The 25,229-nt window shown below is 65.4% G+C and carries 27 protein-coding genes; 6 read left to right on the top strand and 21 right to left on the bottom strand.

Annotation, left to right across the window (positions count from 1 at the left end; genetic code table 11):
- Positions 1-48 precede the first annotated feature (48 nt).
- The 6 genes from HCU76_RS14510 to HCU76_RS14535 form a co-directional block, all read right to left on the bottom strand.
- Positions 49-1,155, bottom strand: coding sequence for an SMP-30/gluconolactonase/LRE family protein (locus HCU76_RS14510; protein ID WP_213958474.1), 1,107 nt, complete (start codon positions 1,153-1,155; stop codon positions 49-51).
- A 69-nt stretch (positions 1,156-1,224) separates the two neighbouring features.
- Positions 1,225-2,112, bottom strand: a complete 888-nt coding sequence (gene glxR / locus HCU76_RS14515; protein ID WP_218509920.1) for a 2-hydroxy-3-oxopropionate reductase — start codon at positions 2,110-2,112, stop codon at positions 1,225-1,227.
- Between the two features lie 18 nt (positions 2,113-2,130).
- The gene (locus tag HCU76_RS14520) at positions 2,131-2,928 is read right to left on the bottom strand and encodes an HpcH/HpaI aldolase/citrate lyase family protein (protein WP_218509777.1); all 798 of its coding nucleotides are present in this window, start codon (positions 2,926-2,928) and stop codon (positions 2,131-2,133) included.
- 39 nt (positions 2,929-2,967) lie between these two features.
- Positions 2,968-4,311 carry a glucarate dehydratase gene (gudD, locus tag HCU76_RS14525; protein ID WP_218509778.1) on the bottom strand — a complete coding sequence of 448 codons (1,344 nt, stop codon included), beginning with the start codon at positions 4,309-4,311 and terminating at the stop codon, positions 2,968-2,970.
- A 293-nt stretch (positions 4,312-4,604) separates the two neighbouring features.
- Positions 4,605-5,567, bottom strand: coding sequence for a tripartite tricarboxylate transporter substrate binding protein (locus HCU76_RS14530; RefSeq protein WP_213958471.1), 963 nt, complete (start codon positions 5,565-5,567; stop codon positions 4,605-4,607).
- A 123-nt stretch (positions 5,568-5,690) separates the two neighbouring features.
- Positions 5,691-6,722 carry a LacI family DNA-binding transcriptional regulator gene (locus tag HCU76_RS14535; RefSeq protein WP_218509779.1) on the bottom strand — a complete coding sequence of 344 codons (1,032 nt, stop codon included), beginning with the start codon at positions 6,720-6,722 and terminating at the stop codon, positions 5,691-5,693.
- 92 nt (positions 6,723-6,814) lie between these two features.
- On the opposite strand from HCU76_RS14535, the gene hpxZ reads away from it, so the two are divergent.
- On the top strand, positions 6,815-7,192 hold the full coding sequence (gene hpxZ, locus HCU76_RS14540) for an oxalurate catabolism protein HpxZ (protein ID WP_213958469.1): 378 nt from the start codon (positions 6,815-6,817) through the stop codon (positions 7,190-7,192).
- Between the two features lie 22 nt (positions 7,193-7,214).
- Here the strand turns inward: hpxZ and HCU76_RS14545 are convergent, their stop codons facing one another.
- The 8 genes from HCU76_RS14545 to atpD form a co-directional block, all read right to left on the bottom strand.
- Complete coding sequence (locus tag HCU76_RS14545) at positions 7,215-7,784, bottom strand: DUF3617 family protein (protein WP_213958468.1); 570 nt, start codon at positions 7,782-7,784, stop codon at positions 7,215-7,217.
- A gap of 106 nt (positions 7,785-7,890) precedes the next feature.
- Positions 7,891-9,063, bottom strand: coding sequence for a Gfo/Idh/MocA family protein (locus HCU76_RS14550; RefSeq protein WP_256354191.1), 1,173 nt, complete (start codon positions 9,061-9,063; stop codon positions 7,891-7,893).
- 74 nt (positions 9,064-9,137) lie between these two features.
- The gene (locus HCU76_RS14555) at positions 9,138-10,100 is read right to left on the bottom strand and encodes a substrate-binding domain-containing protein (RefSeq protein WP_213958467.1); all 963 of its coding nucleotides are present in this window, start codon (positions 10,098-10,100) and stop codon (positions 9,138-9,140) included.
- 41 nt (positions 10,101-10,141) lie between these two features.
- Positions 10,142-11,158 carry an ABC transporter permease gene (locus HCU76_RS14560; protein WP_213958466.1) on the bottom strand — a complete coding sequence of 339 codons (1,017 nt, stop codon included), beginning with the start codon at positions 11,156-11,158 and terminating at the stop codon, positions 10,142-10,144.
- Positions 11,139-12,656, bottom strand: coding sequence for a sugar ABC transporter ATP-binding protein (locus HCU76_RS14565; protein WP_218509780.1), 1,518 nt, complete (start codon positions 12,654-12,656; stop codon positions 11,139-11,141). The genes HCU76_RS14560 and HCU76_RS14565 overlap by 20 nt, the downstream gene beginning before the upstream one ends.
- Positions 12,657-12,699: 43 nt before the next feature.
- Positions 12,700-13,869: an ROK family protein gene (locus tag HCU76_RS14570; RefSeq protein ID WP_218509922.1), complete on the bottom strand. Its 1,170-nt coding sequence runs from the start codon at positions 13,867-13,869 to the stop codon at positions 12,700-12,702.
- A gap of 332 nt (positions 13,870-14,201) precedes the next feature.
- Positions 14,202-14,621: a F0F1 ATP synthase subunit epsilon gene (locus tag HCU76_RS14575; RefSeq protein WP_213958464.1), complete on the bottom strand. Its 420-nt coding sequence runs from the start codon at positions 14,619-14,621 to the stop codon at positions 14,202-14,204.
- A 129-nt stretch (positions 14,622-14,750) separates the two neighbouring features.
- A complete protein-coding gene (gene atpD, locus HCU76_RS14580) occupies positions 14,751-16,157 on the bottom strand; it encodes a F0F1 ATP synthase subunit beta (protein ID WP_213958463.1) in 1,407 nt (468 codons plus the stop codon).
- A 254-nt stretch (positions 16,158-16,411) separates the two neighbouring features.
- Between atpD and HCU76_RS14585 the strand changes: the two genes are divergently transcribed.
- Complete coding sequence (locus tag HCU76_RS14585; RefSeq protein WP_218509781.1) at positions 16,412-16,591, top strand: hypothetical protein; 180 nt, start codon at positions 16,412-16,414, stop codon at positions 16,589-16,591.
- A gap of 139 nt (positions 16,592-16,730) precedes the next feature.
- Here HCU76_RS14585 and atpG read toward each other — a convergent pair whose 3' ends face one another.
- The 7 genes from atpG to HCU76_RS14620 all read right to left on the bottom strand — a co-directional run bounded on the left by atpG (position 16,731) and on the right by HCU76_RS14620 (position 22,003).
- On the bottom strand, positions 16,731-17,606 hold the full coding sequence (atpG, locus tag HCU76_RS14590; protein ID WP_213958461.1) for a F0F1 ATP synthase subunit gamma: 876 nt from the start codon (positions 17,604-17,606) through the stop codon (positions 16,731-16,733).
- Positions 17,607-17,636: 30 nt separating this feature from the next.
- A complete protein-coding gene (gene atpA / locus HCU76_RS14595) occupies positions 17,637-19,190 on the bottom strand; it encodes a F0F1 ATP synthase subunit alpha (RefSeq protein WP_213958460.1) in 1,554 nt (517 codons plus the stop codon).
- 36 nt (positions 19,191-19,226) lie between these two features.
- Entirely contained in the window at positions 19,227-19,757 is a 531-nt protein-coding gene (locus HCU76_RS14600; RefSeq protein WP_213958459.1) for a F0F1 ATP synthase subunit delta, read from the bottom strand.
- A gap of 25 nt (positions 19,758-19,782) precedes the next feature.
- Complete coding sequence (locus HCU76_RS14605) at positions 19,783-20,253, bottom strand: F0F1 ATP synthase subunit B (RefSeq protein WP_218509782.1); 471 nt, start codon at positions 20,251-20,253, stop codon at positions 19,783-19,785.
- 72 nt (positions 20,254-20,325) lie between these two features.
- Positions 20,326-20,589, bottom strand: coding sequence for a F0F1 ATP synthase subunit C (gene atpE / locus HCU76_RS14610; RefSeq protein WP_165908898.1), 264 nt, complete (start codon positions 20,587-20,589; stop codon positions 20,326-20,328).
- Between the two features lie 60 nt (positions 20,590-20,649).
- Positions 20,650-21,519: a F0F1 ATP synthase subunit A gene (atpB, locus tag HCU76_RS14615; protein ID WP_213958457.1), complete on the bottom strand. Its 870-nt coding sequence runs from the start codon at positions 21,517-21,519 to the stop codon at positions 20,650-20,652.
- Positions 21,520-21,523: 4 nt separating this feature from the next.
- A complete protein-coding gene (locus HCU76_RS14620) occupies positions 21,524-22,003 on the bottom strand; it encodes an ATP synthase subunit I (RefSeq protein WP_213958456.1) in 480 nt (159 codons plus the stop codon).
- A gap of 168 nt (positions 22,004-22,171) precedes the next feature.
- Between HCU76_RS14620 and HCU76_RS14625 the strand changes: the two genes are divergently transcribed.
- The 4 genes from HCU76_RS14625 to lipA are packed head-to-tail and all read left to right on the top strand — an operon-like array spanning position 22,172 to position 25,040.
- Complete coding sequence (locus HCU76_RS14625; protein ID WP_218509783.1) at positions 22,172-23,077, top strand: D-amino acid aminotransferase; 906 nt, start codon at positions 22,172-22,174, stop codon at positions 23,075-23,077.
- A complete protein-coding gene (locus HCU76_RS14630) occupies positions 23,074-23,367 on the top strand; it encodes a YbeD family protein (protein ID WP_213958454.1) in 294 nt (97 codons plus the stop codon). Before HCU76_RS14625 ends, HCU76_RS14630 begins: the two co-directional genes overlap by 4 nt.
- Positions 23,368-23,387: 20 nt before the next feature.
- Positions 23,388-24,056 carry a lipoyl(octanoyl) transferase LipB gene (gene lipB, locus HCU76_RS14635; RefSeq protein WP_218509923.1) on the top strand — a complete coding sequence of 223 codons (669 nt, stop codon included), beginning with the start codon at positions 23,388-23,390 and terminating at the stop codon, positions 24,054-24,056.
- 3 nt (positions 24,057-24,059) lie between these two features.
- Positions 24,060-25,040 (top strand): lipoyl synthase, encoded by a 981-nt coding sequence (gene lipA / locus HCU76_RS14640; RefSeq protein WP_218509784.1) that lies wholly within the window; start codon positions 24,060-24,062, stop codon positions 25,038-25,040.
- Positions 25,041-25,229: the final 189 nt, after the last annotated feature.

The raw sequence follows: 25,229 nt of genomic DNA on the forward strand, positions 1-25,229 counted from the left end.
GTTGTTCACCACGGTGAACTGTAACGGCTGCGTCGGTTTTAAGGCGTCTCAAACCGCCCCGTGCGACTCCACGTAGAGCGCGTACAGCGAATGGCTGCTCGCCATGTACAGCCGGTTGCGCTTGGGCCCGCCAAACTCCAGGTTGGCGCAGCGTTCGGGCAGGCGGATGAAGCCGATCGGCTTGCCTTGCGGGCTGAACACCTTCACGCCGTCCATGTCTTCCGGCCTGGCCAGCGGCTGGTGCGCCTTCATGCCGCCGGGCACGTCGGTGGCCTCGGGCGCGAAGGCGCCGGTGTAGCCCCAGCCGCACCAGAGGTTGCCGTCGCGGTCGACACGGAAGCCGTCGATGGACGCCGGGCCGCCCGCGTCGATCAGCTTGGTCTTGCCCGACACGCTGCCGTCGGCGCCCACGTCATAGCTCCAGATGCTGCGGTTGGGCGTGCCCTTCCACTCGACCACGTAAAGCTTCTTCTCGTCGGGCGAGAAGGCGATGCCGTTCGGATTCAGCAGGTCGGTGATGACGGCCGTCAGGTTGCCGTCTGGTGCGAGGCGATAGACGTTGGTCGTGGCCTGCTCGGATGTACCGCGCGCACCCTCCCACTCGCCACCGATGCCGAAGATCGGATCGGTGAACCAGATGGTGTCGTCGGACTTCACCACGATGTCGTTCGGCGCGTTGAGGCGCTTGCCCTCGAACTTGTCGGCCAGCACCGTCACCTGGCCATTCTTCTCGGTGCGCACGATGCGCCGCGTCACCGAGTGCTCGCAGGTGACCAGGCGGCCCTGTCGGTCGCGCGTGTTGCCGTTGGCATAGTTGACGTTCTCCTTGTGCACGCTGAACTTGCCCGTCTTCTCGTCGAACTTCATGAGGCGGTTGTTCGGGATGTCGCTGCACAGGAGGTAGCCGCCTTCCGGGAAGTACACCGGGCCCTCCGCCCAGCGCATGCCGGTGCCGACCTGCTCGACCGTGCTGCTGTAGAGCCGGTACTTGGCAAAGCTCGGGTCGAGGATCAGCACCGCCGGGTCGGGGTACCGTTGCGCCGGCTTGAAGTCGAAGGACTGCGCGCCGGCCAGGCCGCCCAGCGCCGCGAGTCCCGCGCCGGCCGCCGACTTGAGGAAGCCGCGGCGCGCCTGAAGGCCAGTGTCATCTTGCATTTGTCTGTCTCCGTCTTGTTTTTCGAGGGAAACCCGCCCACCCGGCGGGCGCTTGCAGGTCTTCGCGGCTCAGCCTTGCGCGACCTCGTGCGAAGCCATCAGTTCCAGCGCCTTGACCAGCGCCGAATGGTCGAGCTGGTCCCAGCCGTTGGCGGCGCAGGCGCCCATGAGTTGCGCGGCGGAAGCCGTCTGCGGCAATGCGACGCCGATGGCCTTGGCACCCGACAGCGCGAGGGCCAGGTCCTTCTGGTGCAGCGCGATGCGGAAACCCGGATTGAAGGTGCGCTTGATCATGCGTTCGCCGTGCACTTCGAGGATGCGCGACGAGGCAAAGCCGCCCATCAGCGCCTGCCGCACCTTCGCCGGGTCGGCGCCGGCCTTGCTCGCGAACAGCAATGCCTCGCCCACGGCGGCGATGTTCAGCGCCACGATGATCTGGTTGGCCACCTTGGTGGTCTGCCCGTCGCCGACGCCGCCGACGTGCGTGATGTTCTTGCCCATCAGCTCGAACAGCGGCTTGGCCTTGGCAAAGGCTTCCTCGGTGCCGCCGACCATGATGGTCAGGCTCGCGGCCTTGGCGCCCACTTCGCCACCGGAGACCGGCGCGTCGAGGTAGTCGCAGCCCAGATCGGCGATCTTCTTCGCGAAGGCCTTGGTCTCGATCGGCGAGATGCTGCTCATGTCGATCACCGTCTTGCCCTTCGACAGGCCCTCGGCCACGCCGCCCTCGCCGAACAGCACCGCCTGCACGTCGGGCGTGTCCGGCACCATCAGGATGATGACCTCGGCCTGCTGCGCGACTTCCCTGGCGGAGGCGCAGGCCACGGCGTTGCTCGCCGCGATCTCCGCATTCACCTTGCTGCGCTTGACGTAGTAGAGCTGGTGGCCGGCGTTGACGAGGTGCATGGCCATGGGCGCGCCCATGATGCCGAGGCCGATGAAACCGATCTTCATGATGTGTTGTTCCTTCTGGGTTCAGTAAGTGGAGGAGCCGGACGAGGTTGCGACGACCGGCTCGGCGCGCATCTTCGACAAGACCGCCTGCGAGCCCGCAGCCATGAGCCGCGCGTCCGAGCTGACGGTGACGAACTGGAAGCCCTTGGCGATGCGGCTCATCGCGCCTTCGGGCGTGCCGTTGTGGATGCCTGCGACCAGGCCGTGGGCCTTGGCGCGTTCGAGGATGTGGTCGATGGCTTCCTGCGCCTTCGGGTCCACGTCGTCGAACACCGGCCGGCAGCCCAGGGCCAGCGACAGGTCCGACGGCCCGATGTAGACCGCATCGAGCCCTTCGACCGACATGATCGCGTCGAGGTTGTCGAGCGCCTGCGCGGTCTCGATCATGGCGAAGGTGACGATGGTGTCGTTGGCATGCGAGGCATAGTCGGCGCCGCCGTAGAGCAGCGCGCGGATCGGGCCGAAGCTCCGCGTGCCGCGCGGCGCGTAGTGGGTGTAGGCGACCAGCTTCTGCGCCTCTTCGCGCGTGCTGATCATCGGGCAGATGACGGCCATCGCGCCGGCATCCAGCGTCTTCATGAGCGCGCTCGGGTCCAGCCAGGGCACGCGCACGACAGGCACGGTGTCGGTGGTGGAGATCGCCTGCAGCATCGGGATCATGGCCTGGTAGTCGACCACGCCGTGCTGCAGGTCGATGGTCAGCGAGTCCCATCCCTGGTGCGCCATCGTCTCGGCGGAAAAGCTGTTGGCAATGGCCAGCCATCCGTTGATGGCGGCGCCGCCGGATTTCCAGAGTGTGCGCAAGCGGTTTTCTCTCATGGCGAACCTTCTCGTGGTTGTGTCGGGGTTGAAATCAGTTCAGCGGTCGAGCGCGGGGCGTTTCGGATCGAACTTCCAGCCCGGCACGAGGAACTGCATGGCGATCGCATCATCGCGCGACCCGAGCCCGTGTGCCTTGTAGAGCTGGTGCGCCTTCTCGACCTCCACCATATCGAGCTCGACGCCCAGGCCCGGCTTCTTCGGCACCTGCACCAGGCCACCGACGATCTGCAGCGGCTCCTTGGTCAGGCGCTGGCCGTCCTGCCAGATCCAGTGCGTGTCGATCGCGGTGACGCGACCGGGCGCGGCAGCGCCGACGTGGGTGAACATGGCCAGCGAAACGTCGAAGTGGTTGTTCGAATGCGAGCCCCAGGTCAGGCCCCAGTCGCGGCAGGTCTGCGCCACGCGCACCGAGCCGGCCATGGTCCAGAAGTGCGGGTCGGCCAACGGGATGTCGACCGATTGCAGCGCCAGCGCATGGCTGAGCTGTCGCCAGTCGGTGGCGATCATGTTGGTGGCCGTCGGCAGGCCGGTGGCGCGGCGGAACTCGGCCATCACTTCGCGGCCCGAAAAGCCATCCTCGGCGCCGCAAGGGTCCTCGGCATAGGCGACCACGCCGCGCATGTCGCGCATCAGGCGGATCGCGTCCTTCAGCAGCCAGCCGCCGTTCGGGTCCAGCGTGACGCGTGCCTGCGGAAAACGCTCGTGCAACGCGACGATGGCCTCGATCTCTTCTTCCGCACGCAGCGTCCCGCCCTTCAGCTTGAAGTCGTTGAAGCCGTAGCGCGCGTGGGCGGCCTCTGCCAGCTTGACGATGGCGTCGGGCGTCATGGCCGCTTCATGGCGCAGGCGGAGCCAGTCGTTGTCCGCGCCCGGGTCGCTGGCATAGGGCAGGTCGGTCTTCGCCTTGTCGCCGACGTAGAACAGGTAGCCGAGCATCTCGACCGCCTCGCGCTGCTGGCCTTCGCCGAGCAGCGCCGCGACCGGCACGCCGAGGTGCTTGCCCAGAAGGTCGAGCAGCGCCGACTCGATGGCCGTCACCGCGTGGATCGCGATGCGCAGGTCAAAGGTCTGCAAGCCGCGCCCGCCGCTGTCGCGGTCGGCGAACTTCTGCTGCACCTCCTGCACCAGCCGTTGCTGCGAGCCGAGCGGCTGGCCGACGATCAACTCGCGCGCGTCCTCCAGCGTCTGCCGGATCTTCTCGCCACCCGGCACTTCACCGACGCCGGTGTTGCCCGAGCTGTCGGTGAGGATCAGCAGATTGCGCGTGAAGAACGGCCCGTGCGCGCCGCTCAGGTTGAGCAACATGCTGTCGCGGCCCGCGACGGGAATCACGCGCAACTCGGTGATGACGGGGGTGGCTGAGGAAGCGGGTGCGTTCATGGTTCTACGTGGGGGTGTGACAGTAATGGGAGCCCGAATCAAGCGCAATCAGATTCGTCGGGCAAGCGCATCTCGACGAGCGCAATCAAGATTCGTGAGACTCCCCGGGGACCGGCTTGCCGGGCGACCGGTGTCGCCCCCGGTACGGGGTGGGAGCAGATACGCGAAGTGCGCGGCGACTTGGGGACGAGCCAAGCGCAACTGCGGAGCCGGCGTTGCCGACCCGTCGGTGTCGCCTCCGGTGGGGGTGGGCGCTCCACGCGCAGTGAGGCCAAGCTGGGGCGGAGCAACACTCAATCCGCCGTGATCTTTCCGATCTCGATCACCTTCTTCCAGCGCGCGTACTCGGCCTGCTGAAACGTGGCGAACTGCGCCGGCGTGTTGGCGACGACCTCGAGCCCGATGGCCGAGAACTGCTGCTTCACGCCCGGATCGTTGAGCGCGGCGACAGTGGCTTCGTGCATCTGCGCCTTGATGTCCGCCGGCAGTCCCTTGGGCGCGACCAACGCCTGCCAGGAATAGACGTCGACGCCCTTCACGCCCGCTTCGCCGAGGGTCGGCACGTCGGGCAGCACCGGCGAGCGCTTGTCGCCCGTGACGGCCAGCGCCTTGAGCTTGCCGGCCTTGATGTTCTGCACGACGGCGTTGACGTTCTGGAACGACGCATCGACCTGGCCGCCCAGCAGGTCGGTGATGGCCGGCGCCCCGCCCTTGTACGGCACGTGCAGGCCAGTCGTGCCGGTCTGCTGCCAGAACACCTCCGCCGTGAGGTGGTCGCTGGAGCCGTTGCCCGACGAGGCGAAGGTCATCTTGCCGGGGTTCTTTTTCTCGTTGGCGATGACGTCGGCCACGCTGTTCATCGCCGAATTGGCCGGCACCACCAGCACGTTGGGCGCCTGCACGGCGACGGTGATCGGGTCGAAGTCCTTGAGCGCGTCGTACTGCATGCCCTTGATCAGGTGCGGCGCGATCACCAGCGGGCCCAGCGAGGTCACGAGGAAGGTGTAGCCGTCGGGCGCGGCGCGCTTGACCTGCGTGGCGCCGATGGTGCCGGTCGCGCCGGCCCTGTTGTCGACCACGAAGGACTGGCCGAACTTCGCGCCGAGCCTGGTGCCGATCGCGCGGCCCACCATGTCGGTCGAGCCGCCGGCCGGGAATGGCACGACGATGGTCACCGGCTTGCTGGGCCAGGCCTGGGCGAAGGCGCCCGTGGCGGTTGCCACGCCGATGGCGAGCGCCGCGATTGCTTGCTTCATGAGCTTGTCTCCTGGAAATTCGCGCCGATCCTCGGTTTGGTAGCGCTATCTATTTGTTGAGGATTGAATGATAGCGCTACCGTCCATGCCGTCAAGTCCTTCGGTCACCTGGTTGAAGGAGACTCAGGCGCTTTCGCGCTCGACGATGGAAAAACCGACGTCGACCACCCGCTGCGCGATCTCGTGCCCTTCGGCCCGGTCGACGATGAACTGGGCGGCCTGGCGCCCTATCGCGGTGCCATCGATGCGGACCGTGGTCAGCGCGGGATGCAGGTCGGCCGAGAACTCCAGGTCACCGAAGCCGACCACGGCCAGCCGGCCGGGCACCGCGATGCCGCGCGACTGCGCCTCTGTCATCACGCCGAGCGCGAGCAGGTCGGAACTGCAGAACACCGCGTCGACGGAGGGGCTGCGTGCCAGCAACTCGCCCAGCGCGATCCGGCCGCTCTTGAGCGTGGTCGGCGCGGGCATCCGCACCACCGGCACCTCGCCCCGGCCGGCGGCCTGGGCCGCTTCCTGGAAGGCGGCCAGCCGCCGGATCGAACGCTCGTCATCGCCAGCCACCACCGCCAGCGACTGGCGCCCCTTCGCAACGAGGAATCCGGCCACCGCGCGCCCTACCTCGGCGTGGGAGAAGCCCACCAGCATGTCGAGCGGCGTGGGCGTCAGGTCCCAGGTCTCCACCACCGGAATGCCCGCGGCCATCAGCCGCTTGCGCCCCTCGGCCGAATGCACGATGCCGGTCAGGACGATGCCGTCGGGCCGCCGCCCGATGATGGCTTCGAGCAGCGCGTCCTCGCGTGAATCGACGTACCCGCTCTGGCCGAGCATCAGTTGGTAGCCGTGCGCCGCCAGCGCATCGGTGAGCGCCTGCACCGTCTGCTGGAACACCGGCCCGGAGATGGTCGGAACCACCGCGGCCACCAGCCGGCTGCGCGCCGACGCCAGGCCGCCGGCCAGCACGTTGCGCACATATCCGGTGCGGCTCACCGCATCGGTCACCTTGCGCAGCACGTCCGCGGACACCTGCGAAGGCTTGCTCAAGGCCCGCGAGGCGGTGATCGGCGCCACGCCGGCCAGCTTGGCCACGTCATGCAGGGTGACGGCGCCGCTGCCGCGCCGAGGACGTCGTGTGGGGCTGGCGGAACTGCTCATTCTTGCGATTCTACCGACGCGTTAGCGCTACCGCCGATGGATCGGCGACGTGGCGAAGCCATTCGGCATGCAACTTGCACTACGCTGCCGCCATGACCGCCATCAATCTCCCCGACGTCCTCGCCGAAGTCGAAGCCGTCTTCGCGCAATACCAGCAAGCGCTCGTGAGCAATGACGTGCCCGTGCTCGACATGCTGTTCTGGAACTCCCCCCACACGCTGCGCTATGGCGCGAGCGAGAACCTCTACGGCTACGACGCGATCCGCGATTTCCGCAAGGGCCGTCCGGCGGTCAACCTCGAACGCGAGATCACCGCCACCTCGGTCACCAGCTTCGGCCAGGACTTCGCCGTGACCAACGTCGAGTTCAGGCGCGCCGGCAGCGACCGCATCGGCCGGCAAAGCCAGACCTGGGTGCGCATGCCCGAAGGCTGGCGGGTGGTGTCTGCCCACGTCAGCCTGATGGGTTGAGCGGAATACGGGCGCGGCCTCGTTACTTCTTCGGCTGCTGCTTCATCATTTCCAGCACGTTCATCGTCTGCCCGCCCGGCATGACCATGTCGCCTGGCTTCTGGCCGGCCTTGCAGGGGCCGAGCCACTTGGCTTCCATGACGGTCTCGCCCTGGGTCCGGCCCATCATCGGCGGGTCGTAGGTGGAACGCATGACCATGCGGTAGGCGGAACCAAAGTCGCCGCTGATCACGCCGTGCGTGGTCGCGGTGCTGGCGGTGCCGCTGCCCAGGTCGATGCGGCACACCGAATCGACGACGAAGCCGCCGCCCTCGGCCCGCATTTCCTGCTTGCTGCACATCTTCTCGCCGATGCCCATGCCCATCTCGCGCATCGCCTTGTCGCTCGCGGTGTCGATGCATTGCTGGGTGACGTGCGCCGCGAGCGTCTTCGCGCCGGTGGCCCCACCGGTCTGCAAGCTCATCTCCCAGAGCCCGGGCTTGCGCGGCGGATAGTCGGTGGGCGAAGCGGCAAGCGCGCTGCCGCAGAGCAGGCAGAGCGCGACGCAAGTCAGCGGCTTTTTCAGGGTCGGGAACGGGGAAGGCGCAAGCATGCTGGGCTTGTACAGCCCCGCGCCGCGCACCGATATAGCGCAATCGGCATACGCCCGCCCGCCGCAGTGGCCACGTGCCACAGCGCACCTCAGCGGATGCGGCGGTTCAGCCGGCCCAGGGTGTCCACTTGGCCTCGCTCGCCGCGGACGCCACCGTGCGCTCGATGAAGCGCACGCCGCGCGCACCGTCTTCCACGTGTGGATAGTCGGCGACCAGCGGGTCGGCCTGGCTGCCGTCCAGCCTGGCGCGGATGTCGGCGACGACCCCGCCATACACATTGGCAAAGGCCTCGATGAAGCCTTCCGGATGCCCGGCGGGAATGCGGCTTGCGCGCTGCGCCGCCGGATGCAGCCACGGCGCGCCGCGCGTGTAGATACGCAGCGGTCCGTCGTGCGACAGGTGCTCGAGCCGGCTCGGCTGCTCCTGTCGCCAGACCAGCGTGCCGAGCGAGCCCGACACGCGCAGCCGCAGGTCGTTCTCGAGCCCGGCGTTGATCTGCGAGGCGATCAGCACGCCGCGCGCGCCGCCCTTGAAGCGCAGCAACAGGCTGCCGTCGTCGTCCAGCGCGCGGCCCGGCACGAAGCGCGTGAGGTCGGCGCAGAGGCTTTCGATCTCCAGCCCGGTCACCGTGGCGACGAGGTTCTCGGCGTGCGAGCCGATGTCGCCGATGGCCCCCGCCGCGCCGCTGCGCGCCGGGTCGGTGCGCCAGTCGGCCTGCTTGTTGCCGGTGCCTTCCAGGTGCGATGCCAGCCAGCCCTGGTTGTATTCGACGACGACCTTGCGCACCTCGCCGATCTTGCCGGCCTGCACCATCGCGCGGGCCTGCCGCACCATCGGATAGCCGGTGTAGTTGTAGGTCACGCCGAAGACCGTTCCCTGCCTTTGCACCGCCGCCACGAGCGCATCGGCCTGCGCGCAGGTGTGCACCAGCGGCTTGTCGCACACCACGTGAAAGCCCGCGTCGACGAAAGCCTGCGCCACAGGGTAGTGCACATGGTTGGGCGTGACGATCGCCACGAAGTCGATGCGTCGGTCGGCCGGGCGCTTCAGTTCGTCGGCGAGCAACGATTGCCAGTCGGCGTGGTTGCGGTCGTCGGCCAGCAGCAAGTCGCGGCCGGAGGCGCGCGCCTTGTCCGGCGTGGAGGACAACGCGCCCGCCACGAACTCGGCCTGCCCGTCCAGCGCGATCGCATGGCGATGGACCGCGCCGATGAAGGCATCGCGCCCGCCGCCGACCATGGCATAGCGCAGCTTGCGCGGGGAAGTTGAAGTGCTCATGGATGGGCCCAAGGTCTGGAAGTTGTCTGGCCCCTCTCCCTCCGGGAGAGGGAGCAATACCGGGGAGCGATCGCTCAGAACGGCGAATCGGGGTGGTAGAACTCCTTCGCGTTGTCCTTCGTGATCAGCACCGACGGAATGATCGTGGTCGCCGGCAGCTTCTCGCCCTTCAGCCGCGCTTCGGCCGTGAGCTTGATGGCGTCGTAGATGAACTTCGGCGAGTAGCTCACGTCGGCCGTGATGCGCTTGTCCTTGCCGTCCATGATGGTCTTGACCATGTCCTTCGCACCGGCGCCGCCGAAGATGACCTTGATGTCGTCGCGCTTTGCCTGTTCGATGGCCTTCAGCACGCCCACCGCCATGTCGTCGTCGGCGGCCCAGATCGCGTCGATGCTCTTGAAGCGCGTGAGGTAGTCCTGCGTCACCTTGAAGGCATCGTCGCGATTCCAGTTGGCGTACTTGGCGTCGAGCAGCTTCACGTCGGGGCTGCCCTTGAGTACCGAGTTGAAGGCGTCCATGCGTTCGTTGTCGAGCGTGGTCGCGATGCCGCGCAGCGCCACCACGTTGCCCTTGCCGCCCAGCTGCTTGACGATGTACTCGGCCGGGATCTTGCCGAAGGCCGTGTTGTCGCCGGCCACGTAGGCGTCTTGCGCACTGGTGTCGGTCAGGCCGCGGTCGACCACCGTCACGTAGGCGCCCTTGGCCTTCACCTGCGCCACCGGCTTGGTCAGCGCGGCCGATTCGAACGGGAACACGACCAGCGCGTTGATCTTGGTCACGGTCGACAGGTCCTGCAGCTGGTTCGCCTGCTCGCCGGCGTTGGCCGCCGTCTTGATCGTGATCTTCAGGTCCGGGTTGGCCTTCTCCAGGTCCTTCTTCGCCTGGTTGGCCCAGTAGTTGATGCCGCCCATGAAGCTGTGCGTGGCGGCCGGGATCGACACGCCGAGATTGACCTTCTCGGCGGCCAGCGCCGGCAGGCTGGCGAACGCAGCGGCCGCGACGGCGGTGAGTGCGATGCGACGGGTGATGGATGTCATGCGGGATGTCTCCTAGGGGTGGTTGGAACGACGGGAACGAACTAGCGACGACCGCGCTGCAGGAACGCGACGATGATGATCACGAAGCCCTGCACCGCCGCGTTGAGGTACACGCTGATGATGCTGGTGAGGTTCAGGATGTTGCTGATGACCGAGAGCAGGATCGCGCCGATCACCGTCCCGGTGATGCTGCCCGCGCCGCCCTTGAGCGCGGTGCCGCCGACGATCACGGCCGCGATGGCTTCCAACTCCCACAGCAGGCCGGTGGTCGGCGATGCGGAGCCCAGGCGCGGCACGTAAAGCAGCGTCGCAACACCCACGCAGACGCCGAGCAGCACGTAGGTCAGGATCTTCACCCGGTCCACGTCCACGGCGGCGTAGCGCGCCACCTGCTCGTTGGACCCGATCGCCTGCACGTAGCGCCCATAGGCCGTGCGGTTGAGGATCAGCGCGCCCACCACCGCGACGATGACGAACACCCACACCGGAATCGGAATCCCCGCGAGGCTCGCGTAATAGACCGGCGCGTAGAGGTCCGACAGATCGTTGTCCAGCGTCAGCGCGCCGCCGTTCGCAAAGTACGTGAGGTATGCCCGAAAGATCCCCAGCGTGCCCAGCGTCACGATGAAGGGCTCGATCCGCCCCTTGGTGATCAGCAGCCCGTGCGTCAGCCCGAACAGCGCACCCAGCACCACCGCCAGCCCCGCGCCCAGCACCACCGCCATCAGCGGCGAGCCCGTCGCCGGTCCCGCCCAATTGATGAACATGATCACGCTCCCCGCGATCAGCGCCGCCATCGAGCCCACCGACAAGTCGATGCCGCCCGAGATGATCACGAAGCACATGCCCACCGCGATGATCCCGATGAAGGCCGTGCGGGTGAGCACGTTCATCACGTTATCTGGCGTCGCGAAGTCGCTGTTGAGCAGCGTGCCGGCGATGCAGAGCAGCACCAGCCCCGCGACCGGCCCGATGCCGCGCAGGTGCTCGGTCCAGCGCGGCTTGGCCTCGGCGCGGTGCTGGGCGCCCTCGGACTCTTTAGTTTGTTCCGGTGGCATGAGCGATCAGCTCCTCTTCGGTGAGATGGTCCGCGTCCAGCGTGGCGACGATCCGGCCCGCGCGCATCACCGCGACGCGGTGGCACAGGCCGATCAGTTCCATCAACTCCGACGAGACGACGATCACGGCGAGCCCTTCGCGGGCCAGTCGCTGGATCAGGAAATAGATGTCGCGCTTGGCGCCGACGTCGACGCCGCGCGTCGGTTCGTCGAGCACCACGATCCTCGGCTTCGGCTGCAGCACCTTGGCCAGCGCGAGCTTCTGCTGGTTGCCGCCCGACAGCGACGACGCCTTCGCCTCCAGCGTTCCGGTGCGGATGCCGTAGTCCTTCACCGCCTGGCCGAGCGCCGCGCGTTCCGCATCGGGCCGCAGCCATGGGCGGGCGTATTGCTCCAGCGCCATCAGCGTGAGGTTCTGGCGCAGCCCGAAGTTCACGTGCAGGCCCTTGCCCTTGCGGTCCTCGCTCAGGTAGGTGAAGCCGTGCCGCGCCGCATCGCGCGGATTGCGCAGGCGCACCGGCTTGCCGAGGATCTGCACGTCGCCGCTCGACGGGCGCAGGCCCATCAGGCCTTCGAACAGTTCCGTGCGCCCCGCGCCCACCAGCCCGGCAAAGCCCAGGATCTCGCCCGGCCGCACCTCGAAGCTCGCCTCCCGCGCCCATCCGGGCACGCTGAAGTCGCGTACCTGCATCGCGGGCGGGGCGTCGTGCGCCACCAGGTCGCGCGGCGGAAAGAGATCGGCCAGCTCGCGTCCGACCATGAGGTTCGCCATCTGTTGCCGCGTGAGATCGGCCGTCGGCGCCCGCGCCACGAAGCGGCCATCGCGCATCACGATCACCTCGTCCGTCACGCGCTCCACTTCGTCGAGCTTGTGCGAGATGTAGACGATGGTCACGCCGTCCGCGCGCAACTGCGCGATGAGCTTGAACAGGCGCTCGGTCTCCCCCGGCGTGAGCGTGGCGGTCGGCTCGTCCATGATCAACAGCCGCGCGTGTCTGGCGATCGCCTTGGCAATCTCGACCAGCTGCTTCTCCGCGACGATGAGGCGCCGCACCTTTGTGCGCGGGTCGATCTTCAGCCCGACCTCGGCCAGCGCCGCCGAGGACTCGCGCTCCATCGCGGCGTCGTCGAGCCAGAACCCCTTCTTCTTCTCGTGGCCGAGAAAGATGTTCTGCGCCACGCTGAGGTCTTCCGCCAGGTTGAACTCCTGGTGGATCAGCACGATGCCCAGCGCCTCGGCGTCGCGCGAGTTGGCGAAGTGCTGAACCGCGCCGTTGACGCTCACGCTGCCGGCGGTGGGTTGCTCGTAGCCGGCGAGGATCTTCATCATCGTGGACTTGCCCGCGCCGTTCTCGCCCAGCAGCCCGTACACGCGCCCCGGCGCAAGCGAGAAGCTCACGCCATGCAGCACCTGCACCGGTCCGAAGGCCTTGACGATGTCGGTGAACTCGACCGCGACACTGCGCTTCACGGTTTGCGGCGAAACGACGGCGTTCATGCGATTGCTCCCGCGGCCAAGGGCCCGCACGCGCAGCGATTGGTCATGGCGCCACCCCGCGAACCTTCAAGGTCTCATGCAACGCGAGCACCCCGGCCCCGATCACGCCGCCCTGCATGCCCAGCGGCGTGTACTGGATCTCCAGGTGCCGCGTCGACAGCGCGAGCGAGCGCTGGTACACGCTCTGCCGCACGGCCGCCAGGAACAGCGGTCCGATGCCGGTGATGCCGCCGCCGATGAACACATGCGAAGGATTGAAGAAGTTGACGACCGACGCCAGCATCTGACCGATCAGGTTGCCGGCACGCTGGATGATGCCGTTCGCTGCGGCATCCCCCGCGCGGCTCGCCTCGCCGACATCGGTGGCCTCGATGCGCCCTTTCTCGCGCAGGCAGGCGGCCAGCGCCGCGCTCTCGCCCGCCTGGGCCGCCTCGACCGCCATGCGCGTAATGGCCGGTCCCGCCGCCATCGCTTCCACGCAACCCACGTTGCCACAGTGGCAACGCGGCCCTTCCTGGTCCACGCAGATGTGGCCCACGTCGCCGGCCGAACCCGCGGCGCCGCGGTACACCTCGCCATGGCAGACGATGCCGCAACCGATGCCCGTACCCACCTTGATCACCAGGAAATTGCTCAGCGAGCGGCGCAACCGCCACAACTCGCCGAGCGCCATCAAGTTGACGTCGTTGTCGACGAACACCGGCGCGGCATATTCCTCGCGCAGGTAGTCGCGGATCGAGAAGCTGTCCCAGGCCGGCATCAGCGGCGGGCTGACCAGTTGCCCGATCGCGAAGTTCACCGGCCCCGGCACCCCGATGCCGACGCCCAGCACATCCCTGGCCGTGAGCCCGGCTTGCGCCAGCAGCTCCCGCATCAGCGTGCGCACCCGCGCCAGCACCACGCCGGGCCCCTGCCGCACGTCTGCGGATTCGCCGTGCTGCGCCAGCAGCGTGAGGTCGGGACGCAGGATCGCCACGTCCAGGCTGGTCGCGCCGATGTCCACACCAATGAGCGCACCGAGGCCGGCGTTGAGCTGGAGGTTTTCCGCACGGCGGCCGCCCGACGAAGGCTGCAGGCCGTACTCGGCCAGCATGCCCTGGTCGATCAGGCCAGCGATCAGCGTATTGGTCTTGCTCTTGGAGAAGCCGAGGCGTTCCGCCATGCCATGCCGCGAGCCACCGGCCGACCAGAAGGCCGCCTCCAGCAACTGCATTTCATCGGCAGTGACCCCGCTCCAGCGCATCAGCAGCACCTTGTCTCCGTCGTTGTTCTTGCACGGCATCTGCGTGCCGGGCGAAGGCGGATACTAGGAGCTTGGCTTCAGCCGGGCAAGGCCTATCTTTGGTCTATTTCAGTCTGAAGATCATTCGTCGCCGGGGAGTTCGGCTGTGCAGCACGTTTTACCCACGTTGCCGCGCACACCGGTGCAATAGCCCCGTGTCTTGTTTTCATCGATGCCTCCCTGGGCACCGATGCTCGCCAGCCGTCACCCAGACGTGAAAAAGCCGCCCGAAGGCGGCCTTGCGAAAAGCGCGAATCTTGCGCTTACTTGGATTGGCGGTACTTGCGCAACGCTGCGATCTGCGCGGCCATAACGGCCAGTTCCGACTGCGCCATGGCGATGTCGATGTCGCTCTTCGCGTTCTTCAACGCCTCTTCGGCCGCGGCCTTGGACTTGTTCGCCTTCTCTTCATCCAGGTCCTTGCCGCGGATCGCGGTGTCGGACAGCACGGTGACAGAAGTCGGCTGCACTTCCAGGATGCCGCCGGCGACGAACACGAACTCTTCGCCGCCCTCGGCGGTCTCGATGCGCACCGCGCCGGGGCGGATGCGCGTGATCAGCGGCGTGTGGCGCGGATAGATGCCGAGCTCGCCGGCTTCACCGGGCAGCGCGACGAACTTGGCCTCGCCCGAGAAGATCTGCTCTTCCGCGCTGACCACGTCCACATGAATGGTGTTTGCCATTGGTTGTCCTTTGCCTTATTGAAGAAGGGTGCGGAAAGCAAGCAGTCAGCCGTCTGGTTAGGCGCCGCGCGGAGCCGTACAACAGTACGGCGAGCACGGCAACGACGCCAGACGGTCGAATGCGCCGCTTTACGCGACCTTCTTCGCCTTCTCGAAAGCCTCGTCGATACCGCCCACCATGTAGAACGCTTGTTCCGGCAGGTGGTCGGCTTCGCCGTTCACGATCATCTTGAAGCCGCGGATGGTTTCGGCCAGCGGCACGTACTTGCCAGGCGAGCCGGTGAACACTTCGGCCACATGGAACGGCTGCGACAAGAAACGCTGAATCTTCCGGGCGCGGGCCACGGCCAGCTTGTCGTCCGGTGCCAGTTCGTCCATGCCCAGAATCGCGATGATGTCGCGCAGTTCCTTGTAGCGCTGCAGCGTGCCTTGCACGGCGCGGGCCACGTTGTAGTGCTCTTCGCCGACCACGTTCGGGTCGAGCTGGCGCGAGGTCGAGTCCAGCGGGTCCACGGCCGGGTAGATACCCAGCGAAGCGATGTCACGCGACAGCACCACGGTGGAATCCAGGTGGGCGAAGGTCGTGGCGGGCGACGGGTCGGTCAAGTCGTCGGCTGGCACGTACACGGCCTGGATCGAGGTGATCGAGCCGACCTTGGTCGACGTGATCCGCTCTTGCAGGCGGCCCATTTCCTCGGCCAGCGTCGGCTGGTAGCCCACGGCGGAAGGCATGCGGCCCAGCAGCGCCGACACTTCGGTACCGGCCAGCGTGTAGCGGTAGATGTTGTCCACGAAGAACAGCACGTCACGGCCTTCGTCGCGGAACGACTCGGCAATGGTCAGGCCGGTCAGCGCCACGCGCAGACGGTTGCCCGGGGGTTCGTTCATCTGGCCGTAGACCATGGCCACCTTGGACTCGGCCAGGTTCTCCAGGTTCACGACGCCGGAGTCGGCCATCTCGTGATAGAAGTCGTTGCCTTCGCGGGTCCGTTCACCCACACCCGCGAACACCGACAGACCCGAGTGAGCCTTGGCGATGTTGTTGATGAGTTCCATCATGTTCACGGTCTTGCCCACGCCGGCGCCACCGAACAGGCCCACCTTGCCGCCCTTGGCGAACGGACACACAAGGTCGATCACCTTGATGCCGGTTTCCAGCAGGTCTTGCGAAGGCGACAGTTCGTCATACGCCGGTGCCTTGCGATGGATCGACGCGGTCAGCGTCTGGTCGACCGGGCCACGTTCGTCGATGGGCGCGCCGAGCACATCCATGATGCGGCCGAGGGTGCCCTTGCCCACGGGCACCGTGATCGGGGCTTGCGTGTTGGTCACGATCAGGCCGCGGCGCAAGCCGTCGGACGAACCGAGCGCAATGGTACGCACCACGCCGTCGCCGAGCTGCTGCTGCACTTCGAGTGTCAGCGCACTGCCTGCGAACTTCAGGGCGTCATAGATTTTCGGCATCTGGTCGCGCGGGAACTCCACGTCGACCACGGCGCCGATACATTGAACAATCTTGCCTTGCACTTCAGCCATTTTTCGATTCCTTCAAGATCTCAAACTTGCACTGGCTCTCGCCAAACCGTGTTCAGGGCCCACCGGGCACTTACTTCAACAAAAAACTGCGTAAATAACTTCTTGCAGAAGCGCCCGGACCCTGTTGTCAGACGCTTTTGCAAGAACGCCGGCTATCGCCAGCATTCCCGCACTTCCATCTTCAGCGCTTCACTTCTTTTCAGAAGCTGGCTTTTCCGCCTCCGCAGCCTTGGCTGGCTCGCCAGCCGGGGCCGGTGCTGCAGCAGGCGCCGCTTCTGCCGGAGCGGCAGCCGGAGCTGCTGCAGGCGCCGCCGCGGGTGCTTCGGCCGGAGCCGCCGCAGGCGCTGCGGCCGGGGCTTCTGCCGGAGCTGCCGCTGCAGGCGCCGGTGCTGGCGGCGCTGCAGGCGCCTCTTCCTTCTTCGAACAAGCCGTGAGCGCTGCCGCCACGGCGACCAGCGCGATAACCTTTTTCATTTTTCTGTCCCTGTACTGCGAAGCCTGTGATAACGCGACCTCAGCAGAACTTCTGGTGTCGCGGCAGCAATGCGGCCCCTTCCATTGCAAGTTTTCTTGTCAGACCCCAGCCGCCGCAGCCGCACCCGACACGATTTCGGACAGTTCCTTGGTAATGCCCGCCTGGCGTGTCTTGTTGTAGATGAGCTTCAGCTCGTCGATCACGTTGCCGGCGTTGTCGGTTGCCGCCTTCATGGCCACCATGCGAGCCGAGTGCTCGGAGGCCATGTTTTCGGCGACCGCCTGGTACACCAGCGATTCGACATAGCGAACCAGCAATTCATCGATCACGCTCTGCGCATCAGGCTCGTAGATGTAGTCCCACGAGTGCGTGCCGGCTTCGGGTTGCAGCGACTCGGCCGCCAATGGCAGGAGTTGCTCCACCATCGGCTCTTGCTTGATGGTGTTGATGAACTTGGTGTAGCACAGGTACACGGCCGAGAGCTTGCCTTCCGCATAGGCGTCGAGCAGCGTCTTGACCGGGCCAATGAGCTTTTCCAGGTGGGGGGTGTCTCCCAGGTGGGTGACATGCGCCACGACGCGCCCGCCAATGCGGTTCAGGAAGCCAAGGCCCTTGCTGCCGATCGCGACCGATTCAACGGTCTTGCCGGCAGCCTGTGCCTCGCGCAACTTGGCCGTGACCAGGCGCAGCAAGTTGGTGTTCAAGCCACCGCACAAGCCCTTGTCGCTGGTCACCACGATGAACCCGACAGCCTTCGCCTCGTTCGTCCTCATGAACGCGTGCGTGTACTCCGGGTTCGCCTTGCCAAGGTTGGCCGCGATGTTGCGAATCTTCTGGCTGTACGGGCGAGCGGCGCGCATGCGTTCCTGCGCCTTGCGCATCTTGGAAACCGAGACCATTTCCATGGCCTTGGTGATCTTCTTGGTGTTCTCCACCGATTTGATCTTGCCGCGGATTTCCTTACCAGCTGCCATGAGAGCTCCTTGTCAGTTCAGTGCGGTCGATCAGGCGAACGACTTCTTGAACGACGTGATGGCAGTCGTCAGCTCGGCTTCGGCTTCCTTGTCCAGCGCCTTCGTCTTCTCGATCTTGTCGAGCAGCGCGGCGTGGCTGGACTTCAGGAACTGGTGCAGGCCGTGTTCGAACGACAGCACCTTCTTGATGTCGAGGTCGTCCATGAAGCCCTTGTTCACCGCGAACAGCGTCGCGCCCATCAGCGAGATCGGCAGCGGGCTGTATTGCGACTGCTTCAGCAGTTCGGTCACGCGGGCACCGCGGTCGAGTTGCTTGCGGGTGGCTTCGTCCAGGTCGGAAGCGAACTGCGCGAACGCAGCCAGTTCACGGTACTGCGCCAGGTCGGTACGGATACCGCCGGACAGGCCCTTGATGACCTTGGTCTGCGCCGACGAACCCACGCGCGACACCGAGATACCGGCGTTGATGGCGGGGCGGATACCGGCATTGAACAGGTTGGTTTCCAGGAAGATCTGGCCGTCGGTGATCGAGATCACGTTGGTCGGCACAAACGCGGACACGTCGCCGGCTTGCGTCTCGATGATCGGCAGCGCGGTCAGCGAACCGGTCTTGCCCTTGACTTCACCCTTCGTGAAGGCTTCGACGTAGTCGGCGTTCACGCGGGCTGCGCGTTCGAGCAGGCGGCTGTGGAGATAGAACACGTCGCCGGGATAGGCTTCGCGGCCTGGCGGGCGGCGCAGCAGCAGCGACACTTGGCGATAGGCAACGGCTTGCTTCGACAGATCGTCATAGACGATCAGTGCGTCTTCGCCGCGGTCGCGGAAGTACTCGCCCATCGTGCAGCCGGAGTAGGCCGACACGTACTGCATGGCAGCCGACTCGGAAGCCGAAGCGGCCACGACGATGGTGTATTCCATCGCGCCAGCTTGTTCCAGCGCGCGCACCACGTTCTTGATCGACGAAGCCTTCTGGCCGATCGCAACGTAGACGCAGGTCATGTTCTGACCCTTCTGGTTGATGATCGCGTCGATTGCCACCGCCGTCTTGCCGGTCTGGCGGTCGCCGATGATCAGCTCGCGCTGGCCCCGGCCGATCGGCACCATCGAGTCGATCGCCTTCAGGCCGGTCTGCATCGGCTGGTCGACGGACTTGCGGGCGATCACGCCTGGCGCGACCTTCTCGATCACGTCGGTCATCTTGGCGTTGATCGGACCCTTGCCGTCGATGGGCTGGCCCAGTGCGTTCACCACGCGGCCGATCAGTTCGGGGCCGACGGGCACTTCCAAGATGCGGCCGGTGCACTTGACCGTGTCGCCTTCGGAAATGTGCTCGTACTCGCCCAGAATCACGGCGCCGACCGAGTCGCGCTCGAGGTTCAGCGCCAGGCCGAACGAAGGCGTGCCATCCGCGCTCGGCGGGAATTCCAGCATTTCGCCTTGCATCGCATCCGACAGGCCGTGCACGCGCACGATGCCGTCGGTCACCGAGACGACGGTGCCTTCGTTGCGGATGTTGGCGGAAACGCCAAGACCTTCGATACGGCTCTTGATGAGTTCGGAAATTTCTGCGGGATTGAGTTGCATGACTCGTTCCTTCTTTCTTTGTGAGGGGCCGAAGGCTTACGCCGCCAGCGCAACTTTCATTTGTTCAAGACGGGCCCGGACCGAAGTGTCGAGCACCTCGTCACCCACTGCCACGCGCACGCCGCCGATCAACGACGGGTCGAGCTTGACCGAGACCTGCAGCTTCCGATCGAAGCGCTTTTCCAGCGCCGTCGACAACTGCGCCAGCGCATCGCCGTCGATCGGGAATGCGCTGTACACGACGGCATCGGACGAGCCGCTGCGTGCGTTGGCGAGAACGCGGTATTGGCGCGCGATTTCAGGCAGCGCCGCGAAGCGCCCGTTCTCGAGCAGTGCGCCGAGGAAGTTGTTGGCCTGCGCCGACAGCGGTCCACCGGCAACGCTGGCGATCACGCCAAGCACTTGCTCGGGCGTGGCCTTCGGGTTGTCGGCGAATTGCTGCAACTGCGGCTCGGCCGCGATGGCGGCGACTTGCTCCAGCCAGGCGCCCGTACCTTGAAGGTCAGACGCGGCAGCCTTGAACAAGGCCTCGGCGTAGGGGCGTGCAATGGTGGCGATTTCTGCCATGTTGTTCCTCGATGCGCCTTCTGCTTCAGAGTTCGGTCTGCAGGCGGGCCAGCAAGTCGGCGTGAACCGCGGGGTTCACTTCCTTGCGCAGGATCTGCTCGGCGCCCTTGACGGCCAGCGCTGCAACCTGCTCGCGCAGTGCTTCACGGGCCTTGACGGCTTGCTGCTCGGCCTCGGCACGTGCAGCGGCGACGATCTTGTTGCCTTCTTCCGTGGCGCGGCCCTTGGCCTCTTCCACGATCGCTTGCGCGCGGCGCTCCGCATCAGCCAGGCGCTGCGCGGATTCGTTGCGTGCCTGGCTCAAGGCGGATTCGACCTTCTTGTCGGCCGCAGCCAGTTCGGTCTTGGCCTTGTCAGCCGCGGCCAGGCCGTCGGCGATCTTGACGGCGCGCTCGTCGAGCGCCTTCGCGATCGGTGGCCACACGAATTTCATCGTGAAGGCGACCAGGATCAGGAACACGATCAACTGGACGATTAAGGTACCGGTAATGCTCACTTTTCACCTCTCTATGCAATGGAACTCGCAGCCATTCCAGGCGGAATGACAACTGGATCCGAGGAGAAAAACTTACTTGGCCAGGGTGGCGATTTGCGCCAGGAACGGGTTGGCCGTTGCGAACCACAGCGCCACACCGGTACCGATGATGAACGATGCGTCGATCAGGCCGACCAGCAGGAACATCTTGGTTTGCAGTTCACCCATCAGCTCGGGCTGGCGTGCAGCCGATTCGAGGTACTTGCTGCCCATGATGCCGATGCCGACGCAAGCGCCGAATGCGCCGAGACCGATGATGAGGCCGGCGGCCAGGGCAACAAAGCTGATAACTTCCATGATGACTCCTAAGGGGACTTGGTTGACGAGAAAAAGAAAAACGGAAACTGAAAAGACGGATCAGTGGTGATCGTGGGCCTGGCCGATGTAGACCAGCGCCAGCATCATGAACACGAAGGCTTGCAGCGTGATGATCAGGATGTGGAAGATCGACCAGACGGTGCCTGCGATGATGTGACCGATCGCCAGGCCGATGCCGGTGGCCGACATCGTGAACGCTCCACCCATGAGGGCGATCAGCAGGAAGATCAGTTCGCCGGCATACATGTTGCCGAACAGCCGCATGCCGTGCGAGACGGTCTTGGCGACGAACTCGATGATCTGCATCGCGAAATTGAAGGGGTACAGCGCCCAATGGTTGCCGAACGGCGCCGTGAACAGCTCATGGACCCAGCCGCCAATGCCCTTGATCTTGACGTTATAGAACAGACAGACCAGCAGCACACCGACAGACAGGCCCATGGTCACCGACAGGTCGGCCGTGGCCACGACGCGCAGGTAGGCATGCTCGGGCTCGTGGCCCATGGCAGCATAGACCTTGCTCCAGAGGAACGGCAGCAGATCGACGGGCAGCAAGTCCATCGCATTGAGCATGAAGATCCAGACAAAGATCGTCAGCGCGAGCGGCGCGACCATCTTGCGGCTCTGCTTGTTATGGACGATGCCCTTGGCTTGCTGGTCGACCATTTCGACGAGGAACTCGACGGCAGCCTGGAAGCGCCCCGGGACACCCGAAGTCGCCTTGCGCGCGGCAAGCCACAAAATGAAACACCCGATCGCGCCGAGCGCGATCGAGAAGAACATGGAGTCGTAGTTGAAAACCGAGAAGTCGACAACCGCCTTGGGCTTGACGTTTTGCAGTTGCGTCAGATGGTGAATGATGTATTCACCAGCGGTCTGACCGTGTTCCGCAGCGTTTTCAGCAGCCATTCTGTTACTCGTTCTCTCGTTTCTTGCGTTTGGGGGCGAACATCAACGCCATCCAGTACGCTTGCATTGCCACCGCCAAACCGACCAGCATCGCAGGCCAGCTCAGCGCCGTAATCAGCTTTGGCGCCGCCAGCAACATTGCCAGCGTCAAAGCCATCTTGACCATTTCCCACACAAAGAATCCGACCATCGCAGTGGCCGGATTCAGGGAGGACAGGCGGCCCGTCAATCCGCGCGCGAAGACAGCAGCAGGAATAACCACTGACAGCGCGCCGTAACCGGCCGACCAACCCAGATTTTGCCTCCCGGTCAGGCCCCAGGTAGCCAACGCCACCAGCAAGCCTGCCACCACCTGACCCGAAATCACCCGCCAAGGGGAGACCGACGGACTCTTTTCCCGAAGCCGTTGCGCCTCCTCGGCAGTCAACGGCTTGAATTCTTCTTCTGGGTCTTCGAACCCGACATCGTGGGCTGTTTTTGTCATGTGCGTGCGCCCGGATGTCGAACCAGAATTTCACAAAGCCATTGATTATAGGTAAGAACCCAGCCCTTCCCGCCAGTTTGGCCGTCCGATGTCAGTGAAGGGTGTTGCAACAGCGCTGCGAAGCCTGTACACGGAGCTGCCGCAGGGCGTGCCGCCCATAATTCCGGGATGGACCCACACGCCTCCCCGCACGCCTCCCCGCACGCCTCCTATTTGCCTGACACCCTGTGCTACCTGGACGGTGCATTCACACCCCTGCGCGACGCCAGGATCAGCGTACTGGACCGCGGATTCATCTTCGGGGATGGCGTGTACGACGTGGTGCCGGCCTATCACGGCCGCCTGTTCTGCTTCGACGAACACATCGCCCGGCTGGGTCGCTCGCTTGCCGAGTTGCAGATCGAGAATCCGCACACGGAGAAGGAGTGGCGCGCCATCGCGCAGCAACTGATCGAACCCGTGGGCGGCCCTTCGCTGGCCGTGTACTTCCAGGTGACGCGCGGCGTCGCCCCCCGCGACCATGCGATGACGCGCGGCATTCGGCCCACCGTCTTCGCGATGGTCAACACGATGAAGCAGGTGCCCGACAGCGTGCGCGCAAAGGGCGTCGCGTGCGTGACGGCCGAGGACTTCCGGTGGCAGAAGGCGCACATCAAGAGCACCAGCCTGCTGGGCGCGGTGCTTGCGCGGCAGATCAGCATCGAGGCCGGCGCGACGGAGACCATCATGTTTCGCGGCGAGGCGCTGAGCGAAGCGTCGTCCAGCAATGTCTGGGTGGTGAAGGATGGCCGCGTCGCCGGGCCCGTGCCGGACGAGATGGTGCTGAAGGGCATCCGCTATGGCCTGCTGGAGCGCCTGTGTCACGAATGCGGCGCCCCTTTCGAGCTGCGGCGGATCACGCGGGAAGAAGTATTTGGCGCCGACGAGCTCATGCTGTCTTCCGCGAGCAAGGAGGTGCTGCCCGTGACCCTGCTGGACGGCATGCCCATTGGAACCGGCGCCCCCGGCCCCATTTACCACCGCTTGTATGCGGCCTACCAGCAGGCCAAGCAACGCAATGGAGTTTCCCCATGACCACCCCCAGTAACGACAAGATCGAGACGCGACAGGAGTCGCTGATCGAATACCCCTCTCAATTTCCGATCAAGGTGATGGGCGAGAACGCCGACGGCTTCGTGCACGCGGTCACGTCGATCGCCAGGCAGTTCGACCCCGACTTCGACGCCGCGACGATCGAACTGCGCGACAGCAAGACCGGCAAATACCTCGGCGTGACCGTGACCGTGACCGCGACCAGCCGGGAGCAGCTCGACGACCTGTACCGCGCGTTGTCATCGCATCCGATGGTCAAGGTGGTGCTCTGACGGCCCGGGCTGCGGCCCCCATTGCAGTCGATTGGCTTGGCAGGGTCGACTACGAGCCGACCTGGGCAGCGATGCGGCAATTCACCCAGCAGCGCACACAGGACTCGCAAGACCTGCTGTGGATCTGCGAGCACCCGCCGGTCTACACGCAGGGCATTGCCGGCAAGCCCGACCATGTGTTGACTCCGCGCGACATTCCTGTGGTGCAAACCGATCGCGGCGGCCAGGTCACCTTTCATGGGCCGGGCCAGGTCGTTGCCTATCCGCTCATCGACCTCAAGCGCGCCGGCTACTACGTCAAGGAATACGTCTACCGCCTCGAGGAAGCAGTGATTCGCACGCTGGCGCATTTCTCGGTGACAGGACATCGCGTCGGCGGCGCGCCGGGCATCTACGTGCGACTGGACGATCCGTTCTCGCATGCGGCGCTGACCGGGCCGACCGCGCCGGGCGACCCGTTTCGCGGCCTCGGCAAGATCGCGGCGCTGGGCATCAAGGTCAGCCGGCACTGCACATACCACGGTGTGTCGTTCAACGTCGCGATGGACTTGGAACCCTTCGATCGCATCAACCCTTGCGGTTATGCCGGGCTGAAAACGGTCGATCTTTCTACAATCGGGGTCCAAACCACTTGGGAAGAAGCTGCGCAGGTACTGGGCCAGAAGCTCGTCACCTTCCTGGCACCCTGAACCATGAGCACCCCTGAAGTCGTTCGCGAGGCCCAAAGCCAGGAAACCTACAACCCGCTCGCCAAGCAGAAGGCCGCCGCCAAGCTGTCGCGCATTCCCGTCAAGGTGGTGCAGGGCGAGGTGCTCAAGAAGCCCGAGTGGATCCGCGTCAAGGCTGGCAGCCCGACCACGCGCTTCTACGAGATCAAGCAGATCCTGCGCGAGAGCAACCTGCACACGGTCTGCGAAGAGGCATCGTGCCCGAACATCGGCGAATGCTTCGGCAACGGCACCGCAACGTTCATGATCATGGGCGACAAGTGCACCCGTCGCTGCCCTTTCTGCGACGTTGGACATGGCCGGCCGGACCCGCTGGATGCGGATGAACCGCTGAACCTGGCCAAGACGATTGCCAGGCTGAAGCTGAAGTACGTGGTGATCACCAGCGTGGACCGCGACGACCTGCGCGACGGCGGCAGCCAGCATTTCGTCGACTGCATCCGCAACATCCGCGAGCTCTCGCCGATGACGCAGATCGAGATCCTGGTGCCCGACTTCCGGGGCCGCGATGATCGCGCCCTGGAAATCCTGAAGGCCGCGCCGCCGGACGTGATGAACCACAACCTGGAAACTGCGCCGCGCCTGTACAAGGAAGCGCGCCCCGGCAGCGATTACCAGTTCAGCCTGAACCTGCTGAAGAAGTTCAAGGCACTGCATCCGGATGTGCCGACCAAGAGCGGCATCATGGTCGGCCTGGGCGAAACCGATGAAGAAATCCTGCAGGTGATGCGCGACATGCGCGCCCATGACATCGAGATGCTGACCATTGGCCAGTACTTGTCACCGAGCACCAGCCACCTGCCGGTGCGCCGCTACGTGCATCCCGACACCTTCAAGATGTTCGAGGAAGAAGCCTACAAGATGGGCTTCAGCCATGCGGCGGTCGGTGCGATGGTGCGGTCGAGCTACCACGCCGACCAGCAGGCACACGCTGCAGGCGTGTGACCTTGCGAGAGCAGGCCCGCTGTTCAGCGGCCTGCGAGCGGCCAATCAGGCGGGGTTGGATTGACGGACCGGACGGCGGCGGGTCGGCGGGCCGGAGCGCTTGTCGTCTGCGCGAACGTCGGGTTTGCTGGAACGGGTCATCATGCGTCCTGGTTTTTGGAATCGCGGCCTCATGGCTCGCGGCATCAT

The organism is Variovorax sp. dw_308 (assembly GCF_019207085.1).
Taxonomy (GTDB): Bacteria; Pseudomonadota; Gammaproteobacteria; order Burkholderiales; family Burkholderiaceae_C; genus Variovorax.

Coding starts and splice junctions, on each gene's coding strand:
- HCU76_RS14600 (WP_213958459.1), bottom strand. CDS start 19,757: ATGGCAGAAATCGCCACCATTGCACGCCCCTACGCCGAGGCCTTGTTC.
- gudD (WP_218509778.1), bottom strand. CDS start 4,311: ATGAACGCACCCGCTTCCTCAGCCACCCCCGTCATCACCGAGTTGCGC.
- HCU76_RS14575 (WP_213958464.1), bottom strand. CDS start 14,621: ATGGCAAACACCATTCATGTGGACGTGGTCAGCGCGGAAGAGCAGATC.
- HCU76_RS14550 (WP_256354191.1), bottom strand. CDS start 9,063: ATGAGCACTTCAACTTCCCCGCGCAAGCTGCGCTATGCCATGGTCGGC.
- HCU76_RS14625 (WP_218509783.1), top strand. CDS start 22,172: ATGGACCCACACGCCTCCCCGCACGCCTCCCCGCACGCCTCCTATTTG.
- atpB (WP_213958457.1), bottom strand. CDS start 21,519: ATGGCTGCTGAAAACGCTGCGGAACACGGTCAGACCGCTGGTGAATAC.
- HCU76_RS14630 (WP_213958454.1), top strand. CDS start 23,074: ATGACCACCCCCAGTAACGACAAGATCGAGACGCGACAGGAGTCGCTG.
- HCU76_RS14545 (WP_213958468.1), bottom strand. CDS start 7,784: ATGCTTGCGCCTTCCCCGTTCCCGACCCTGAAAAAGCCGCTGACTTGC.
- atpD (WP_213958463.1), bottom strand. CDS start 16,157: ATGGCTGAAGTGCAAGGCAAGATTGTTCAATGTATCGGCGCCGTGGTC.
- hpxZ (WP_213958469.1), top strand. CDS start 6,815: ATGACCGCCATCAATCTCCCCGACGTCCTCGCCGAAGTCGAAGCCGTC.
- HCU76_RS14570 (WP_218509922.1), bottom strand. CDS start 13,869: ATGCAGTTGCTGGAGGCGGCCTTCTGGTCGGCCGGTGGCTCGCGGCAT.
- HCU76_RS14530 (WP_213958471.1), bottom strand. CDS start 5,567: ATGAAGCAAGCAATCGCGGCGCTCGCCATCGGCGTGGCAACCGCCACG.
- HCU76_RS14620 (WP_213958456.1), bottom strand. CDS start 22,003: ATGACAAAAACAGCCCACGATGTCGGGTTCGAAGACCCAGAAGAAGAA.
- atpG (WP_213958461.1), bottom strand. CDS start 17,606: ATGGCAGCTGGTAAGGAAATCCGCGGCAAGATCAAATCGGTGGAGAAC.
- HCU76_RS14520 (WP_218509777.1), bottom strand. CDS start 2,928: ATGAGAGAAAACCGCTTGCGCACACTCTGGAAATCCGGCGGCGCCGCC.
- HCU76_RS14555 (WP_213958467.1), bottom strand. CDS start 10,100: ATGACATCCATCACCCGTCGCATCGCACTCACCGCCGTCGCGGCCGCT.
- atpA (WP_213958460.1), bottom strand. CDS start 19,190: ATGCAACTCAATCCCGCAGAAATTTCCGAACTCATCAAGAGCCGTATC.
- HCU76_RS14535 (WP_218509779.1), bottom strand. CDS start 6,722: ATGAGCAGTTCCGCCAGCCCCACACGACGTCCTCGGCGCGGCAGCGGC.
- atpE (WP_165908898.1), bottom strand. CDS start 20,589: ATGGAAGTTATCAGCTTTGTTGCCCTGGCCGCCGGCCTCATCATCGGT.
- HCU76_RS14565 (WP_218509780.1), bottom strand. CDS start 12,656: ATGAACGCCGTCGTTTCGCCGCAAACCGTGAAGCGCAGTGTCGCGGTC.
- HCU76_RS14510 (WP_213958474.1), bottom strand. CDS start 1,155: ATGCAAGATGACACTGGCCTTCAGGCGCGCCGCGGCTTCCTCAAGTCG.
- lipA (WP_218509784.1), top strand. CDS start 24,060: ATGAGCACCCCTGAAGTCGTTCGCGAGGCCCAAAGCCAGGAAACCTAC.
- HCU76_RS14560 (WP_213958466.1), bottom strand. CDS start 11,158: ATGCCACCGGAACAAACTAAAGAGTCCGAGGGCGCCCAGCACCGCGCC.